12 protein-coding genes and 1 riboswitch are annotated in these 16,692 nt (G+C 72.0%); of the genes, 4 read left to right on the forward strand and 8 right to left on the reverse strand.

The features are described from left to right. Positions 1 to 251: 251 nt before the first annotated feature. Positions 252 to 845, forward strand: coding sequence for an ATP-binding protein (locus ACIRVF_RS06645; protein ID WP_402814672.1), 594 nt, complete (start codon positions 252 to 254; stop codon positions 843 to 845). 325 nt (positions 846 to 1,170) lie between these two features. Here ACIRVF_RS06645 and ACIRVF_RS06650 read toward each other — a convergent pair whose 3' ends face one another. Continuing rightward, positions 1,171 to 1,434, reverse strand: a complete 264-nt coding sequence (locus ACIRVF_RS06650; protein WP_402814675.1) for a DUF397 domain-containing protein — start codon at positions 1,432 to 1,434, stop codon at positions 1,171 to 1,173. Between the two features lie 558 nt (positions 1,435 to 1,992). On the opposite strand from ACIRVF_RS06650, the gene ACIRVF_RS06655 reads away from it, so the two are divergent. Beyond that, the gene (locus ACIRVF_RS06655) at positions 1,993 to 2,940 is read left to right on the forward strand and encodes a hypothetical protein (RefSeq protein ID WP_402814678.1); all 948 of its coding nucleotides are present in this window, start codon (positions 1,993 to 1,995) and stop codon (positions 2,938 to 2,940) included. 462 nt (positions 2,941 to 3,402) lie between these two features. Beyond that, a riboswitch (cyclic di-AMP (ydaO/yuaA leader) is annotated at positions 3,403 to 3,565 on the forward strand. 7 nt (positions 3,566 to 3,572) lie between these two features. Beyond that, positions 3,573 to 4,871, forward strand: coding sequence for a transglycosylase family protein (locus ACIRVF_RS06660; protein ID WP_402814680.1), 1,299 nt, complete (start codon positions 3,573 to 3,575; stop codon positions 4,869 to 4,871). A gap of 567 nt (positions 4,872 to 5,438) precedes the next feature. Here the strand turns inward: ACIRVF_RS06660 and ACIRVF_RS06665 are convergent. The 5 genes from ACIRVF_RS06665 to ACIRVF_RS06685 all read right to left on the reverse strand — a co-directional run bounded on the left by ACIRVF_RS06665 (position 5,439) and on the right by ACIRVF_RS06685 (position 11,564). Continuing rightward, a complete protein-coding gene (locus tag ACIRVF_RS06665; protein ID WP_191093550.1) occupies positions 5,439 to 6,458 on the reverse strand; it encodes a LacI family DNA-binding transcriptional regulator in 1,020 nt (339 codons plus the stop codon). 25 nt (positions 6,459 to 6,483) lie between these two features. Then, the gene (locus ACIRVF_RS06670; protein ID WP_402814682.1) at positions 6,484 to 8,199 is read right to left on the reverse strand and encodes a glycoside hydrolase family 13 protein; all 1,716 of its coding nucleotides are present in this window, start codon (positions 8,197 to 8,199) and stop codon (positions 6,484 to 6,486) included. Between the two features lie 55 nt (positions 8,200 to 8,254). Beyond that, on the reverse strand, positions 8,255 to 9,163 hold the full coding sequence (locus ACIRVF_RS06675) for a sugar ABC transporter permease (protein WP_402814685.1): 909 nt from the start codon (positions 9,161 to 9,163) through the stop codon (positions 8,255 to 8,257). A 39-nt stretch (positions 9,164 to 9,202) separates the two neighbouring features. Continuing rightward, positions 9,203 to 10,204 (reverse strand): carbohydrate ABC transporter permease, encoded by a 1,002-nt coding sequence (locus ACIRVF_RS06680; protein WP_402814687.1) that lies wholly within the window; start codon positions 10,202 to 10,204, stop codon positions 9,203 to 9,205. Positions 10,205 to 10,283: 79 nt separating this feature from the next. Continuing rightward, entirely contained in the window at positions 10,284 to 11,564 is a 1,281-nt protein-coding gene (locus ACIRVF_RS06685; RefSeq protein ID WP_402814689.1) for an extracellular solute-binding protein, read from the reverse strand. Positions 11,565 to 11,873: 309 nt separating this feature from the next. Here ACIRVF_RS06685 and ACIRVF_RS06690 point away from each other — a divergent pair, with 309 nt between their 5' ends. After that, on the forward strand, positions 11,874 to 12,386 hold the full coding sequence (locus tag ACIRVF_RS06690; RefSeq protein ID WP_402814692.1) for a GNAT family N-acetyltransferase: 513 nt from the start codon (positions 11,874 to 11,876) through the stop codon (positions 12,384 to 12,386). On the opposite strand, the gene ACIRVF_RS06695 is transcribed toward ACIRVF_RS06690, so the two are convergent. After that, positions 12,379 to 13,455 carry an aldose epimerase family protein gene (locus ACIRVF_RS06695; protein WP_402814695.1) on the reverse strand — a complete coding sequence of 359 codons (1,077 nt, stop codon included), beginning with the start codon at positions 13,453 to 13,455 and terminating at the stop codon, positions 12,379 to 12,381. The genes ACIRVF_RS06690 and ACIRVF_RS06695 overlap by 8 nt on opposite strands. 213 nt (positions 13,456 to 13,668) lie before the next feature. Next, positions 13,669 to 16,668, reverse strand: coding sequence for an AAA family ATPase (locus tag ACIRVF_RS06700; RefSeq protein WP_402814697.1), 3,000 nt, complete (start codon positions 16,666 to 16,668; stop codon positions 13,669 to 13,671). Positions 16,669 to 16,692 lie beyond the last annotated feature (24 nt).

Below are 16,692 nucleotides of genomic sequence, written 5' to 3' on the forward strand. Positions count from 1 at the left end.
TCTTGCATCTGCAGTGAGCGCACACCACCATGGTGCACGTGCACCTGCACATCCCTGGCAATCCCGCGGGCTCCGCGTCGACCCCACGCGCGACTCCGTGCACCGGCTCGACGGCGTCCCCCGCGCCATCGGGCGTCCGAGTGCGCGCGCGCCTGGTCGAGGGGGCGGCCGAGCGGCCGAGCGAGTCGGAGGTGACCGGCATGACCCCGGCGGGTCCAGCCGTGTCCGCCCCCTTATGGGAGGAGCTCTTCATGAGCACCGGTACGGCTTTGGCGGTTGACCCCCTTGTGGTCACCTGTACGCTCGCTCCTCGCTTCGAAGCCGTGAGAACCGCGCGCGACTTCGCCCGGACCACTCTTCAGCGCTGGGGCCTGACGGAGCTGTTCGACGATGTCGCGCTGGTGGCCTCGGAACTCGTGACCAACGCGCTCCGGCATGCGATCGGCGCACGGCCCGGCCCGTCGGGCGGCGCCCTGGGCGAGTACGACTTTCCCACACAGCCGACCCCGGAGGGGCGGCTGCCGATCCGAATAAGCCTGGTGCACCGCGCTCCCCAGGTGGTCTGCGCGGTGAGCGATCCGAGCAGCGTCGGCCCGGTGGCCCGGGAGGCGGACTTCGTCGCCGAGTCCGGCCGCGGACTGCACCTGGTGGAGTCGTTCAGCCGCTCCTGGGGCTGGCACCCGCTGGGCAGCGGCAAGGTGGTCTGGGCCGTGTTCGAGGCGGAGCCGGCCGGCGGCAGCAGGCTCGACGGCGCCGGGCTCGACTGCGGCCCCCTGGACGGCCGCCAGCTGGACAAGCTGGACGGACGAGTCGAAGTCGGTGGACGGCACCGGCGCTCGGCCTAGCGCCGCAGGGCGCACGGCCGGCCGAGGGACGACCCGGGAGGACCACGCCCCGGGCCCTTCAGCCAGGCCCCCGCGCCGGTCCGGACCGCGGTCCCGGCACCGGCTCCCCGCACCGGACACCCGGGCTCCGGAGGAAGCGGGCAGCCCGCGGGAGCACCCGCGGCACCCCGGCAGGCCCCGCCGCACGGTCCACCACGGGACCGGACGGGAGCGGGACGGGCCCCGGGCAAGGACAGAGGCCGTCGTGACGGGCCCCCGGGCAAAGACAAAGGCCGTCGTGGTGTCAGCACCCACGACGGCCCCCCGATGGTGGAGCAGCAGCCGGTCAGACCGCCAGGTGGTCGAACTCCCCGTCCTTGGCCCCCAGCAGCAGGGCGGCGATCTCCGCCCGGGTGTAGATGAGCGCCGGACCGTCCGGGAAGCGCGAGTTGCGCATCGCGACGTCGCCGCCCGGCAAGGCCGCGAACTCGACACAGTTGCCCTGGGAGTTGCTGTGCCGGCTCTTCTGCCAGACCACCCCCTGGAGGTCGGCGGCGGCCATCCCGTTGTAGGTGTGGTTCGAGCCGTGCTTGTCCTGCGAGTCGTGCATAGAAGTCTCCCGAAGAGCTCCGGAGTTGTCGTCCAGCGCGGCGCCCCGGCACCCGCCGAACGAGAGGACCGGCCCCGTACCGGTCCGGCGCAACGCCTCACTTGACGCGATGATAGCTGCAGTGCACGTGCATCAGCACGGGACATTGCAGGTGCACGAGGGCTTTTACCGGTCGCCCCGAACTCTTCACGGCCCCTTCTCCTGACGGTACGTAAACGGACATAGCCGATGGAATCGTCGGTTCGTCCATAACCGGCCGTGAGCATCCCCCCGCTAAATGTTGATCTTCGAATGCCGGGAGTCGCACCGTCGTGACCCTCCGTCAGGCCACCTCCGGGCTGTGAGACATCTCACGCACCCCGGATGCAACGCGCCGCCCCACCGGACACGTCAGGGCAACAATGCGGGCCCTGGCGGACATGGGGCGAGGAATGTCCGGATTGTAGGCAAACCGCCCGGACCGGCAGGGCGGCGACACGGCCTCCGCACCACGACCACCCGAAACCCGTACGGCAGCCGACTGCAGGCCTGACGGGCCGATGTCCTACGATCTCCGGCATGAGCACCGCAGCCATCCCGGGCGCGCCACTGCCCGTCCGCACTCCAGGCTCCCGTGCGCGGGGGCGCCACCGCCGCCCCGAGCGCCCCGAGATCCGCACCGGCTCGCCGGCCCTGGTGCTCGCCGTGCCCGCGACCGCGGGGCCCGAGTCCCGTTCGGTCGTCGAGGAGCTGCTGTCGATCGTCCGCAGCGAGCACGCCGGCGTCCAGGCCGCGGTCGGCTACCTCCCGGCCGACGGCGCCGGGGACGGCGGCTCCGAGGACCGCACCGTCGCGGAGCTGCTGGCGGCGGCCGCCGAGGCCGGACTGCCGACGCCCGTCGTGGTGCCCCTGGTGCCCGGCCCGCACGGCTTCCTGACCGGGCTTCACGCCCTCGCCGCCGAGTACGGCGCGACCGTCACCGACGCCCTCGGCCCGCACCCGCTGCTCGCCGAGGCCGTCCACGTGCGGCTGTCCGAGGCCGGACTGGCCCGGGCCGACCGGGCCCGGCTGTTCGCCATCGCGACCGCCGCCGACGGCGTCGTGCTGACCACCGTGGGCGGCGAGGACGCGGCCGCCGCGGCCGGCATCACCGGCGTGCTGCTGGCCGCCCGACTGGCCGTCCCGGTCGTGGCCGCGGCGCTCGACGTGCCCGGCTCGGTCGCCGGGGCCGTCAACCACCTCAAGGAGACCGGTTCCGAGCGCCCGGCGCTGGCCCCGCTCGTCATCGGCCCGGAGGCGGACTCCGAACTGCTCGCCACGGCCGCCGAGGAGACCGGCTGCCCGTCGGCGGCGCCGCTGGGCGCGTACCCGACCGTCGGCCAGCTGATCGCCTCCACCTACCTGGCCGCGCTGCCGACGCCGTCGGCGGAGGAGCTGGCCGAGGCCGAGGCGGAGGCCGCCACCGCCGGGGCCGGGGAGGGCTCCCGGCGCGCCCACGCGGCCGCTCAGGGGCCCGTGGAGGGCTGACGGAACCCCGCGGCCACCCGTCGCCGCACCCGTACCACCGAGGGCCCGGAACGACCGCGTTCCGGGCCCTTTCCGTTTGTTCTGTTTGCCCCGCAGGAGAGTTACGCGGGCATTGCCATGCAATGTCCGTTCTGGTGCCTTTTGTCGATGAATAGTCGGCGCATCATCGGGCGCTCGGGTTCGGGACGCTCCCCCGGCCCGGCGAGCGCGCCCCCTCCACAATTCAACGCCCCGTCACCTCACTTCTGAGGCGGAGCCAGTTTTGGGAATTCATCGCAGAATTGCCGGAAAACGATCATTTCCGATCATGGAATTCAAGCCGCTCGACCCTTTCCCGTAAACCGTGATGCTCATCACAGGTATTTGCAGTTCGAACTTAAGTCTGCTTAACGTGCTCCCCGTTCGTGACCACACGGACCCAGTTCATCCGCGACGCCGAGTCCTGCCGTCGGATGTCCTGGCAGCGCGAAAACGCATCACGGCAGGAGCGGGGGAACCACAGGTAAGTCGCCCCGGACCGCTTCCCGGAAACGGTCCTGGGCTAGGGGTGAAGCCGTGCCACAGCGCGGCCGGGCAACTCCAGCCCGAATCCGACAGCTCACCTCGCAGGCGTGGGAGAGGACCGCGTCTTCATGCTGCCTTCCAACGGCAACCGCCTGTCCAGCCGCACCCGTCGCGTGATCGCCGCCCTCGGCGTGGCGGGCGTCGGCCTCACCGTCCCCTGCCTCACCACCGGCACCGCCAACGCCGCCTCCGTCGCCACCTGGGACAAGGTCGCCCAGTGCGAGAGCGGCGGCAACTGGAGCATCAACACCGGCAACGGCTTCTACGGCGGCCTGCAGTTCAGCTCCAGCACCTGGGCCGCCTTCGGCGGCACCGCGTTCGCCCCGCAGGCCAACCTCGCCACCAAGGACCAGCAGATCGCCGTCGCCGAGAAGGTCCTCGCCTCGCAGGGCCCCGGCGCCTGGCCGGTCTGCTCCGTCCAGGCCGGTCTGACCCAGGGCGGTGCCCCGGCCGCCGTCGACACCTCGACGACCGCCAAGCCCGCCGCCAAGCCGGCCCAGACCCCGGCCCCGGCCCCGGCCGCGACGTCCGCCAAGCCGTCCGCGCCCGCCCAGGCCCAGGCCTCCGGTGACTCCGCCTCGGCCTCCGCCAAGTCCGCCACCGGCAACTCGGCGAAGCAGCGCCCGGCCCAGGCCCGGACCGGCGACTACACCGTCGTCGAGGGCGACTGGCTGTCCTCCATCGCCGCCAAGCACAACGTCCAGGGCGGCTGGCAGCACCTGTACGAGCTCAACCGCAGCACCCTCACCGAGGGCCCGGACAGCATCTACCCGGGCCAGCAGCTGACCTTCGGTGACGGCACCGCGGCCCAGGCCGACCAGTCCTCCACCGCCACCAAGTCCGGCTCGGACTTCAGCTGGTTCGACCGCTCGCAGAAGTCCGGCCAGGCCTCGAACGGCGGTTCCGTGGACGCCAAGCCGATCGCCCAGAGCACGGCCCCGGCCGCCAAGCCCGCCTCGAAGCCGGCCGCCCCGGCGCAGACCCAGGCCCCGGCCCAGACCGCCACCGGCAGCATGGCCGCCGCGGTCGCCTTCGCCGAGTCGAAGGTCGGCCAGGCGTACGTCTACGGTGGTACCGGCAACGGTGGTTGGGACTGCTCCGGACTGACCCAGGCCGCGCTGCGCGCCGCGGGCATCAACATCCCGCGCGTCGCCGCCGACCAGGCCGCCGCCAGCACCCACGTGTCGCTGGACAGCCTCCAGCCGGGCGACCTGCTCTTCTGGTCGAACAACGGTCAGGACTCCGGCGTCTACCACGTCGCCATCTACGTCGGCGGCGGCCAGTACGTCGAGGCCGCCAACCCGAGCTCGGGCGTCCGGCTCCAGACCATCGCCAACTGGGCCCCGGACTTCGCCGGCCGGGTCTGAGCACCGCTCACGCCGAACAGCTGACAGGAAACGGCTGACGGACGACAACTGACGGACGACAGATAATGGATAACAGATTTCATCATCTGTCACCTGTCACCCGACAGCCGTCCGTCCTCACCCGTCAGCCCTCGCCCGACCGCCCCCGGGGAAGAGCCCGCTCGCTCCTCCCCGGGGCGTCGGCGTACCCGGACGACCGGACCCCCCAGCCCCCCCGGTTCCGCATGGTCAAACTCCCCCGCAGCGGGCATCCTGCTGCTCCGCAGCCGAGGAGGAGTCACCATGGCCCAGGTCACCGTCACGATCGATGCGAACCTCGCGATCGACGCGATGCTGCTCTCCGGTACCAAGAACCCCCAGGACGCCGTCGAACGGGTACTGCGCGACTACCTGGCCCGCGGCCGCCGCACCGAGACCCGGACCGGCGACGCGGCCGACGGCCGGCGGGTCCCCACCGACCGCCGGAACGTCCAGGGGGGGCTGACCGGCCGCCGAACGCCGACCGGCCCCGGAGAGCAACCGCCCTCCGGGGCCCGTCAGTCGGCCCGTTCCCGCCGACCGGCCGGCTCAGCGTGCGCAGGCCCCCGTGGAGCCCCGCATCACCAGCTCCGGCTGGAACATGAACTCCCCGCGCTGGGCGGCGTTCCCGCCGACCTCCTCCAGCAGCGCGTCCACCGCCGCCGTCGCCATCGCCTCGACCGGCTGGCGGATCGTGGTCAACGGCGGCTCGGTGAAGGCGATCAGCGGCGAGTCGTCGAAGCCGACCACCGAGACGTCGTGCGGCACCGACAGCCCGCGCTGCCGCACCGCCCGGATCGCCCCGAGCGCCATCATGTCGCTGCCGCAGACGATCGCCGTGCAACCCTTGTCGAGCAGCGCTCCGGCCGCCGCGTGCCCGCCCTCCACGCTGAACAGCGTGTGGTGGACGAGGCCTTCCGCCTCCTCCTGCCCGAGCCCGAGCACCTCGCGCATCGCCGCCGTGAAGCCCTCGATCTTGCGCAGCACCGGCACGTACCGCCGCTGCCCGACCGCCAGGCCGATCCGCTCGTGCCCGAGTTCCGCCAGGTGCTGGACGGCCATCCACATCGCGGACCGGTCGTCCGGCGAGATGAACGGCGCGTCGATCTTCTCGCTGAAGCCGTTGATCAGCACGAACGGCACCCCGCGCCCGGCCAGCCGGGCGTAACGGTCGTGGTCCGCCGTGGAGTCGGCGTGCAGCCCGGAGACGAAGACGATGCCCGCCACGCCCCGGTCGACCAGCATCTCGACCAGTTCGTCCTCGGTGGACCCGCCCGGGGTCTGGGTGCACAGCACCGGCGTGAAGCCGTGCCGGCTGAGCACCTGCTCGATCACCTGCGCCAGCGCGGGGAAGATCGGGTTGCTCAACTCCGGCGTGATCAGCCCGATCAGCCCGGCACTGCGCTGGCGCAGCCGGGTCGGCCGCTCGTAGCCGAGCACGTCAAGCGCCGCCAGGACGGTCTGCCTGGTGGCGGCGGAGACGTTCGCCTTGCCGTTGAGCACGCGGGAGACGGTGGCTTCGCTGACCCCCGCCTGTGCCGCGATGTCTGAGAGTCGCGCCGTAGTCACGGTCCCAGAGCCTATTGCAACCACGTCAGACCGCCCACCAGCCGGTGGCGTCCGGAGCGAGCACCGTCTCGCCGCCGTCCACCACGAGTTCGGTCGAGGCGAGCAGCAGTCGGCCCGGGGCCGCGATCCGCACCGGCTCGCCGGTGGTGTTCACCGTGCAGACGAAGGAGCCGCGCCGGAAGAGGAGGGTGCCCTCGGGGCCGTCCAGCCACTCGACCTCGGTGCCGGCGCCCAGGTCGGGCTGCGCCCGTCGGACGGCCAGCGCGCTGCGGTAGAGCTCCAGGGTGGAGGACGGGTCGCCGGTCTGCGCCTCGACACTCAGCTCGGCCCACTCGGCCGGCTGCGGCAGCCAGGACGGTCCGCCCGCGACCGGCCCGAAGCCGTACGGGGCCTCGCTGCCGGACCACGGGATCGGGACGCGGCAGCCGTCGCGGTAGCCGTCCTGGCCGGCCTGGCGGAAGAAGGACGGGTCCTGGCGGACCTCGTCCGGGAGGTCGGTGACGTCCGGCAGGCCGAGCTCCTCGCCCTGGTAGACGTACGCGGAGCCGGGCAGCGCGAGCATCAGCAGGGTGGCGGCGCGGGCGCGGCGCAGGCCGAGCGCGCGGTCGCCGGGGGTGCGGATCTGGGTGCCCAGGCCGGGCTCGTTGGCGAACCGGGTGGCGTGCCGGGTGACGTCGTGGTTGGACAGCACCCAGGTGGTGGGGGCGTCGACGGGGCGCATCGAGTCGAGCGAGAGGTCGATCACCTCGCGCAGCGCGGCGGCGTCCCAATCGGTGCCCAGGTACTGGAAGTTGAAGGCCTGGTGCAGCTCGTCGGGGCGGACGTAGTTGGCGGTGCGCTGGACGGTCGGGGTCCAGGCCTCGGCGACGCCGATGCGCTGCCCCGGGTACTCGTCGAGGATCCGGCGCCAGCTGCGGTAGATCTCGTGCACGCCGTCCTGGTCGAAGAACGGCATGACGTCGTTGCCGAGCAGCTTGAGCTGGTCTGCGCCGCCGATGTCGGGCAGCCCTGGGGCCTTGACCAGGCCGTGGGCGACGTCGATGCGGAAGCCGTCCACGCCCATGTCCAGCCAGAACCGCAGGATCGAGCGGAACTCGTCGGCGACGGCCGGGTTCTCCCAGTTGAAGTCGGGCTGCTCCGGGGCGAACAGGTGCAGGTACCAGTCGCCGGGGGTGCCGTCCGGGTTCTCGGTGCGGGTCCAGGCCGGGCCGCCGAAGATGGACTCCCAGTCGTTGGGCGGCAGTTCACCCTCCTCCCCCTTGCCGGGGCGGAAGTGGTAGCGCTCGCGCAGCGGGGAGCCGGGGCCCTCGCGAAGGGCGCGCTGGAACCACTCGTGCTGGTCCGAGGAGTGGTTGGGGACGAGGTCGACGATGATCCGCAGGCCCAGCTGGTGGGCGTCGCGGATCAGCGCGTCGGCGTCCAGCAGGGTGCCGAACATCGGGTCCACGGCGCGGTAGTCGGCGACGTCGTAGCCGGCGTCGGCCTGCGGGGAGGCGTAGAAGGGGGAGAGCCAGACGGCGTCCACACCGAGGTCGCGCAGGTACGGCAGGCGGCTGCGGATGCCGGGCAGGTCGCCCATGCCGTCGCCGTTGGAGTCGGCGAAGCTGCGCGGGTACACCTGGTAGATGACCGCGTCCCGCCACCAGCCTCTGGACGTGCTGCCGGTCACAGGATCCAGGGCGGCCGCCTCGTGAGCGGCGTCGGCGGCAGGCCGGGAGGTGTCGGCCAGGTTCTGGGTCATGGACGGTATCCCTTGGGGACTAGAGGAGCGAGGAGCGCTGAGGGGTGCGGGGGCGTCACGACTTGGAGGCACCGGCGGTCAGGCCGGTGACCAGGTGGCGCTGCACCAGGTAGAAGAAGGCCGCCGACGGGATCGCGATCAGCACCGCCGTGGCGGCCATCAGGTTCCACTGGGCGTCGTGCTCGCTGACGAAGCTCTGCAGGCCGACGGCCAGCGTGTACTTGTCGGAGCTGAGCATGAAGGTGGAGGCGAACGGCACCTCGGCCCAGTAGGTGAGGAAGGAGTAGAAGGCGGCGACCGCCAGGCCGGGGCGGGCGAGCGGCAGCACCAGCCGCCAGAAGGTGCCGAACGGGCTGAGCCCGTCGACCCGGCCGGCCTCGTCGATCTCCACCGGGATGGTGTCGAAGTAGCCCTTCATCAGCCAGGCGCAGTACGGCACGGTGGTGGTCGAGTAGACCAGGATCAGGCCGGTGTAGCTGTCCAGCAGCCCGAGTTCGGAGAGCATCGTGTACATCGGCACGATCAGCACCGCGATCGGGAACATCTGGGTGACCAGCAGCGACCACATCAGCGGCTTGTGCCCGGGGAACTTCATCCGGGAGACGGCGTAGCCGGTGGTGGCCGCGAGCAGCACGCCGAACACGGTGGTGACGCCGGAGACCAGCAGGGCGTTGCCGAACCAGGTGAAGAAGTCGGTGTCGGCCAGCACGTGCTGGTAGTTCGACAGCGTGAGCTTGCCGAAGATCTCGCCGGGGTGGAGGTAGTCGGTCTTGTCCGGTCCGAGCGAGACGAAGAGGATCCAGCCGACCGGGAACAGCGCGATCAGGCTGGCCAGGACCAGGACGCCGTGGGACAGCGCCTTGGACAGCGGGCTGCTCTCACCGCGCGGCCGGAACCTGGCGGGCCGGGCGGCCGGGGCCGCGGTCGCCGCGGCGGCGGCGGGGCGTTCGGTGGTGGTGCTCATCGGGTTACCTGCCTTCGTGGGTCAACTGGGTCCGGGGCCTCAGCCGTTGGCCTGCTCGTTGCGGGCGAGCCAGCGCCGGTAGAAGGCGGTGAAGACGATCAGGATGGACAGCAGGATCACGCCGTACGAGGCGGACTGCGCGAAGTCCTGGGGGATCTGGCCGAAGGCGAGGCGGTAGGCCCAGGTGACCAGCAGCTGGGCGTCGGGGGCGCCCTTGCCGAACAGCAGGAAGATGACGTTGAACTGGTTGAACGTCCAGATCACGCCGAGCAGCACGACGGTGGAGGAGACGCTGCGCAGCCCGGGCAGGGTGATGTGGCGGAACTGCTGCCAGCGGGTGGCGCCGTCCATCTCGGCGGCCTCGTACAGCTCGGCCGGGATCGCCTGCAGGCCGCCGAGCAGCGAGATCATCATGAACGGCACGCCGGCCCAGGTGTTGACCAGGATCGCGGCCGCCTTCTGCGCCCAGGGGTCGGTGAGCCAGCCGGGCTCGGGCAGGTGCAGGCCGGACAGCACGGTGTTGACGACGCCGCCGTCGGAGAGCATGAGGCGCCAGGAGAAGACGGTGACGAAGGTCGGGACGGCCCACGGGAGGATGAGCAGCATCCGGTAGGCGGCGCGCCCGCGCAGCTTCTTGTTGAGCAGGACGGCGAGGCCGAGGCCGAGGGTGTAGTGCAGGCAGACGCAGATGACCGTCCAGGCGATGGTCCACACGAAGTGGGACCAGAACCGGTCGTAGGAGCCGGGGCCCCAGAGGATGTCGGCGTAGTTGTGGAAGCCGATGTACTGGTAGCTGGCCGGGATCTCGTTGACGCCGATGTGGCGGGCGACGTTGAGGCTGTTGGCGTCGGTGAGGGTCAGCCAGATGCCCTGGACGAGCGGGTAGAACACCAGGACGCCGAGCACCAGCACGACCGGGGCGATCATCGCGTAGGCGTACCAGTGCTTGGCGTAGGAGCGCTTGAGGCGTTCCAGCAGGCCCGGACGCTGATCGCGCTCCCGGCTGCCCTTGCCGGTGGCGCCCTGCACGGCGACTGACATCGTTTGCACCTTCTCGGGGGGAAGTCTCGGGGGAGCCGACGGCCCGGCCCGCCGGTGTCGGCGGGCCGGGCTGCGGGGACTACTTGGCGAAGCCCGGCAGGAGCTTGGCGTAGTCCGTGGCCACGGTGTTCAGCGCGTCCTGGGTGCCGGTGCCCTGGACGGCCTTGCCCAGGTTGGTGCCGAGCGAGTCGAACAGCGAGCCGTACTCGGGCAGTTCGGGGCGCGGCTTGGCGCTGCCGAGGATGGCCTGGAAGCCGGAGATGCCCGGGTCGGCCTTGACGTCGGCGGTGAAGGCGTCGGAGCGGGTCGGGAGGGTGGAGTTCTTCTGCGCGATGAACGCCTGGCTCTCGGCCGAGGTCATGAAGGCGGCGAACTTCTCGGCGGCGGCCTTGTGGGCCTTGTCGGCGCCGGCGTAGACGGCGATGTTGTGGCCGCCGGTGGGGGCACTGGCCTTGCCGCTGGAGCCGGCCGGGACGGGGGCGATGCCGAGGTTCTTCTTGTCGGCGAAGGCGGAGCCCTTGTAGATGTTGGTGATCTCCCAGGGGCCCTGGATGATCGCCGCGACCTTGCCGCTGTTGAAGGCGTCCATCATGTGGGCGTAGGCGTCGGTGGTGACGTCGGCCTTGGCCGTGCCGGGCGAGGTGAACATCGACTTGTAGGTCTCGATGCCCTTGACGGCCTCGGGCGAGGTGATGGTGATCTTCTTGTTGGCGGCGTCGACGGTGTCGGTGCCCTCACCGAACAGGAACGGCATCGCGTAGTAGCCGTCGGCGGCCTTGAGCCAGAAGCCGTCGACGCCCGCCTTGTCCTTGATGGCGGCGGCGTCGGTCTTCAGCTCGTCCCAGGTCTTGGGGGCGTCGGTGATGCCGGCCTTGGCGAACAGGTCCTTGTTGTAGAGGAAGCCGAGGGTGTCGGTGACCAGCGGGACGCCGTACAGCTTGCCCTGGTACTTGGCCTGCTGGATCAGGCTGGGCTGGAAGGCGGAGGTGTCGGCGGCGGCGGGGGTGCCGTCCAGCGGCTCCAGGAAGCCGGCCTTGGCGAAGGCGGCGGTCCAGCCGACGTCGGAGCGGAACACGTCCGGCGCGCCCTTGGCCCCCATGGCGGTCTGCAGCTTGTTCTGGGCCTGGTCGAACGGCACGTTGACGAAGTTGACCTTGATGTTCGGGTTGGCCGCCTCGAACTTCTTGGCCAGTTCCTGGTAGTTCGGAGCCTCGTTGGTGGCGTTCGACGTGTCCCAGTACGTGAGGGTGACCGGGCCGTCGGCCTTGCTGTCCGAGCCGGAGCCGCCACTGCTGCCACAGGCAGCCATCGAGACCGCGAGGGCCACAACGAGGGCAGAGGCCGCGATGCCACGCCGCATGAGAACTCCTTGGGAGGGTGGGGGTGCCCGAGATGTTCGGAGACAGGCGCATAATGGCTGCCTCGTGCCGACCGCACCGTTGCTGCCGTCGGGCTCGGAAGGAAGTTAACAGCGGCGCAAGAGTGACGGAAAGTCCTTGCAGCAAGTTTCTGCAAGAAACGCTGATTGTTACGCCCACGTGTCCTGGACGTAGCCGCACGGTAGTTGACGGCGCGGTGCGATGTCCGTCTTCGTCCGTTTCACCCCGATCCCGGCTGGCCGGCACCACCACCCTCGGTGGCTGAAAGACGCTTGCAGCAGACTGGGCGCATGCGCATCAGAGCCGTCACCGAGGACGAACTGCCCCTGCTGGGCGAACTGGAGCGGGCCGCCGGAGCCCCCTTCGCCGCGATCGGGATGCCGGAGATCGCCGAGGACGAACCCCCGACCCCGGAGGAGTTCGCCCGCTACCTGGAGCACGGCACCGCCCTGGTCGCCGAGGCCGCGGACGGAACCGTCGCCGGCTACCTGCTGGCCGAGCCGGTGGACGGTGCGCTGCACGTCGAACAGGTCTCCGTCCACCCCGACCACGCCCGCCGGGGCATCGGCCGGGCGCTGATCGAGCACCTCGCCGAGGGCACCGACGCCCCCGCGCTCACCCTGACCACCTTCGCGGACGTCCCCTGGAACGCCCCCTACTACGCCCGGTGCGGCTTCCGCCCGCTGACCGACGCCGAGCTCACCCCCGGCCTGCGCGAGATCCGCCGCAGGGAGGCCGAGCACGGCCTCGACCGCTGGCCCCGGCTCTGCATGCGCCGGGACCTCGGCCGAGCGGTCAGCTGACCCCCAGCCGCAGCACGGTGGTCGAGCGGAACTCCTGCCCCGGCCGCAGCTCGGTGCTCGGGAAGGCCGGGTGGTGCGGGGAGTCCGGGAAGTGCTGGGTCTCCAGCGCGATCCCGGCGAACGGCCCGTACGGCACCCCGCTCGCGCCGGTGACCGCGCCCTGGAACTTGTTCGCCGTGTAGACCTGGACGCCCGGCTCGGTGGTCAGCACCTCCAGGGTGCGGCCGCTGACCGGGTCCTCCAGCAGCGCCGCCCTGGCCGGTCGGCCGTCCGCCGGGCGGGGGCGCAGCACCCAGTTGTGGTCGTAGCCGCCCGGGCCGGTCAGCTGGGGGTGGTCGTTGTGCACCGACTTGCCGATCGGGGTGGCCACGGTGAAGTCGAAGGGCGTGCCGGCCACCGGCTCGGTCCGCCCGTACGGGATCTGCCGCTCGTCGGCCGGGGTGTACTCGTCGGCGTCCAGGGTGAGCAGGTGGCCCAGGACGTCGCCGCTGCCCTCACCGGCGAGGTTGAAGTAGGCGTGGTTGGTCAGGTTGACGACGGTCGGCCTGTTGGTGACGGCCCGGTAGTCGATCACCAGCTCGCCGGCCGCGCCCGGGGCGTACGACAGGGTGTAGGAGACGGTGACGTCCAGCGCGCCGGGGAAGCCCTGGTCGCCGTCCGGGCTGTGCAGCCGCAGCAGCACCCCGTCCTCGACCGGCTCGGCCGCCCACATCCGGTGGGCGAAGCCGTCCGGGCCGCCGTGGATGGTCATCCCGCCGCCGGTCGGGGCCAGCGGGTGCTCCTGGCCGTCGATGGTGACGCTGGAACGGTCGATCCGGTTGGCGTACCGGCCCACGACCGTGCCGTAGTGCCGCGCGGGGCCCAGGATCTGCGCCAACTCGTCGGTGGAAAGCAGCAGTTGGGCCGTACGGCCGGCCCGGTCCGGCGCGCTGAGGGTGTGCAGGGTGGCGCCGAGGGTGAGCACGCTCGCCTCGTACGGGCCGGCGGTCAGCGTCCAGCGCTGGATCGCCGCGCCCGCGCCCGAGGGGTCGAGGGGTTCGCGGCGCACCGTGGTGGCCTCGCTCGCCATGGCCTGCTCCTCACTGGCGGCGGCAGTGCGCCGCCTCCGCCCGGTCCCGGTCCGTCCAGGGGCGTCGCGGCGGCCCCGTGGTGTCCGGTCAGCCTAGCGAGGGCGGCGCCGCTGGGGGCGCTTCCACGCCTCCGCGCGCCGCCCGGACGCCTCGGCCGCCCGCCCCTCACGGCCGCCGCCCGCCGCCGGGCCCTCGCCGTGCCGCGCCCGCCGCTACTCCGCCGGCTCCTCGCCCTTCCGCTGCTGCAGGCCGAGCGCCGAGGCCAGCCCGTCCGGCCCGGTGCCCGCCTTGCGGTAGACCGCCGCCAGCCGCCGGTTGACCAGGCTCAGGTGCACCCCGAGCTGCTCGGCGATCCGCTGCGGCGGCAGGCCCTTGACCGCCAGGTCGGCGACCTCCCGCTCCGGCCCGCTGAGCGCCTCCAGCGTCTCCTGGAAGTCGTGCAGCCCCAGCCGGTTGGGCCGCAGCCCGTAGTTGGCCAGCTCCCGCCGGGCCCGGTCGACCAGCTTCTCCGCCGAGCAGTGCTGGGCCAGCTCGATGCCCTGGTACAGGTACTCCTGGGCGTCCTCCAGCCGGCCGACCCGGCGCAGCGCGGCACCGAGGTCGACCAGCGCGACGGCGTGCTCGTACCCGGCCGGGGACTGCCCGAGGTGCTCCACGGCCTGTTCCAGCAGCTCCACCGCCTGCTGACCGTCCTCGATCCGCGCCTGCAGCCGCAGCGCGCTGCCGACCGCCGAGGCGGTGCCGAAGGTGCGGGCGTCCCGGACGGCCTTCTGGGCGTACTCGCGGGCGCGGTCGGGCTCGTCGGTCGCGATCGCGACCGCGAGGTGGCCGGCCCACGGCGCCCAGACGGTGTTGCGCCAGCCGCGGACCTCCAGCTGGGCCCCGGCCTCGGTGAGCGCGGCGGCCGCCCCGGCGTGCCGGTTCTTGGCGACCAGCAGCTTGCCGTACAGCGAGGCGGCGTCCGGCAGCACCATCGCGGTCGCGTGGTACGGCGGGTGGAAGCCGAACAGGTTGGCCTCCTCCCAGGCCTCCTCGACCCGGCCGCGGGCGATGAGCGTGTCCACCAGGACGCCGACGGCGTCCCAGGCCAGCGGCAGCTTGGGCCCGATCCGCTCGGAGATCCGGTAGGCCCGGCGCAGGAAGTCCTCGGCCTCGGCGAGCAGCCCGCGGCGGAACCGCGCCAGCCCCATCAGGAAGTAGGCGAAGCCCCGGTGGGCGCCGCTCCAGCCGGCCACCTCGAACTGGATGATGGCGTCCGCGGCCAGCCGCTCGGCCTGGGCGATGCGGTCGTTGTAGATGTACGTGAGGCAGAGCATCGAGGGCAGTTCGAAGCCCCAGGTGGTGTCGGTCCAGCCGAGGCCCTTGGGCAGCCGGCCGCCGTCCAGGACCTCGTCGGCGAGTGCCAGCGCCTCGGCCGAGGAGGCGCCGCGCAGGGTCAGGTCCCAGGCGCGCATGGCGAGCACGGCCCGGTCGGCGGCCTCCCGGCCGGTCAGGTTCCGGCAGAGCTCGGCGAGCCGGGCGGAGCGGCCGGGGCCGTCCTCCTCGGACTTGCGGAAGGCGTGCCACATGAAGGAGGCCGCCTGGAGCCGCTGGCGCCGGACCGGGTCGGCGGTCCGCTCGGCCTCCTCCTGGCAGACCAGGGCGGCCTGGCCGAGCTCACCGCTGTGGGCGAGCACCTCGGAGAGCCGGAAGGTGGCGTCCACCCGCAGTTCGGGGCGCAGCGGACCCTCGTCGGGGTCGAGGGCCAGCCGGAGCTGGTTGACGGTGGCGCCGGGGTCGGTGAGCAGTGCGGAGCAGCCGAGCTCGTACAGCACCTCGGCCTTGATGTCGTCGGCGGGCGGCTCGTTGAGCGCGCGGTGCAGGCAGCGCTGGGCGGCCTCGGGGGCGCCGATCAGCTGGTGCTCGACGGCGGCGCGGCGCAGCTTCTTGACGATCCGGTCGTCGCCCTCGCCGGAGTGGGTCTCGACCAGGTGTCGGGAGGCGGCGAGCAGGCCGAGTCCGGCGTTCTCGATCTCGACGGCGGCGATGCCGTGCATGCCGAGCCGGGTGGCGTCCGGCATGGTGTTGTAGATGGAGCTGGCGATCAGCGGGTGGACGAACTCCAGGTTCCCGTTGGGGGCCTGGGTGAGCACGCGCTGCTTGCGCAGCTGCTTGATGGACTCGCGGGCGCCCTCGGAGCTCTGGGTGGAGATCCGGGTGGCGAGGTCGACCCGGATGTCGGTGCCCAGCATCGCGCAGGCCCAGGCGAAGCGCAGGGTGGCGGGACCGAGCCGGTCCAGCCAGCTCTTGAGGGTCATCCCGGTGGCGTCGACGGCGAGTTCTCGCAGCTGCCGGGAGTTCTCCTCGACCGGTTCGAGCTCCTGTTCGCGGACCTGGTCGAGCAGTCGGCCGGCCTCGAACGGATTGCCGTTGACGACGTTCCAGAACTCGTAGCAGAAGGCGTCCTCGGCCTTGTCGCCGAGTTCGGCGCGGATCATGTCGGTGACGGAGCTCAGGGTGAGCCGACTGAGCTCGTGCTTGCGGCTGGCGAGGTTGAGGACGCCGCGGCGCAGGTCCTGCGTCTCGGCGGGCCAGTCGTTCTCGTCCTCGCGGAAGGCGAAGACCAGCAGCACCGGCAGTTCGCCGGAGCGGACGGCGAACTTGGCGAGCCAGGAGAGGGATTCGGCGTCCGCCCAGTGCAGGTCGTCGACGATCATCACCATCGGCGCGCGGCGCGGAGCGAGCTGGGTGAGGACGTAGTCGAGGCCGTCGCGCACGCCCTGGGGGTCGAGGCGGCGGGCGCCGGCCTTGGGCTGCTTGAGCCCCATGGCCGGTCCGACGACCTCCTCCCAGGTGCCCATGACCTGGCGGAACTCGTCGGCATCCAGCTTGGTCAGGACGGGCTGGAGGAGCTGGCGCAGCACGTGGTACGGCTCCTTGAACTGCTGCTCGCCACCGCGTGCGAACAGCACGCTGGCGCCCTCGCGCAGACTGGCGATCCGTCGGACCTCGTGCAGCAGGCTGGTCTTGCCGATGCCGGGGCGGCCGGAGAAGGCGAGCAGTTCGCCGATCTCGGTGCCGCCGGCGGCGAACTCGCGGCAGAGCCGGTCGACGGCCGCTTCAACGGAGCGCAGCTCGGCGTCGCGGTCGCGCAGCCGGACCCGGACCGCCGGCCCGTCGTCAACCCGGTCGACCCCGGTTCCCGTTCGAAGTTCGTTGCCCTGATCGGTCACCGTCGCGCCTCCGCCTCACCCGCT

It is taken from the genome of Kitasatospora sp. NPDC101157 (genome assembly GCF_044768255.1).
Lineage (GTDB): Bacteria > Actinomycetota > Actinomycetes > Streptomycetales > Streptomycetaceae > Kitasatospora.

What these genes read in the sequence shown, in the direction of transcription:
- ACIRVF_RS06675 (WP_402814685.1), bottom strand. Translation starts at nt 9,163, where the DNA reads ATGAGCACCACCACCGAACGCCCCGCCGCCGCCGCGGCGACCGCGGCC.
- ACIRVF_RS06660 (WP_402814680.1), top strand. Translation starts at nt 3,573, where the DNA reads ATGCTGCCTTCCAACGGCAACCGCCTGTCCAGCCGCACCCGTCGCGTG.
- ACIRVF_RS06680 (WP_402814687.1), bottom strand. Translation starts at nt 10,204, where the DNA reads ATGTCAGTCGCCGTGCAGGGCGCCACCGGCAAGGGCAGCCGGGAGCGC.
- ACIRVF_RS06670 (WP_402814682.1), bottom strand. Translation starts at nt 8,199, where the DNA reads ATGACCCAGAACCTGGCCGACACCTCCCGGCCTGCCGCCGACGCCGCT.
- ACIRVF_RS06690 (WP_402814692.1), top strand. Translation starts at nt 11,874, where the DNA reads ATGCGCATCAGAGCCGTCACCGAGGACGAACTGCCCCTGCTGGGCGAA.
- ACIRVF_RS06645 (WP_402814672.1), top strand. Translation starts at nt 252, where the DNA reads ATGAGCACCGGTACGGCTTTGGCGGTTGACCCCCTTGTGGTCACCTGT.
- ACIRVF_RS06685 (WP_402814689.1), bottom strand. Translation starts at nt 11,564, where the DNA reads ATGCGGCGTGGCATCGCGGCCTCTGCCCTCGTTGTGGCCCTCGCGGTC.
- ACIRVF_RS06695 (WP_402814695.1), bottom strand. Translation starts at nt 13,455, where the DNA reads ATGGCGAGCGAGGCCACCACGGTGCGCCGCGAACCCCTCGACCCCTCG.
- ACIRVF_RS06650 (WP_402814675.1), bottom strand. Translation starts at nt 1,434, where the DNA reads ATGCACGACTCGCAGGACAAGCACGGCTCGAACCACACCTACAACGGG.
- ACIRVF_RS06655 (WP_402814678.1), top strand. Translation starts at nt 1,993, where the DNA reads ATGAGCACCGCAGCCATCCCGGGCGCGCCACTGCCCGTCCGCACTCCA.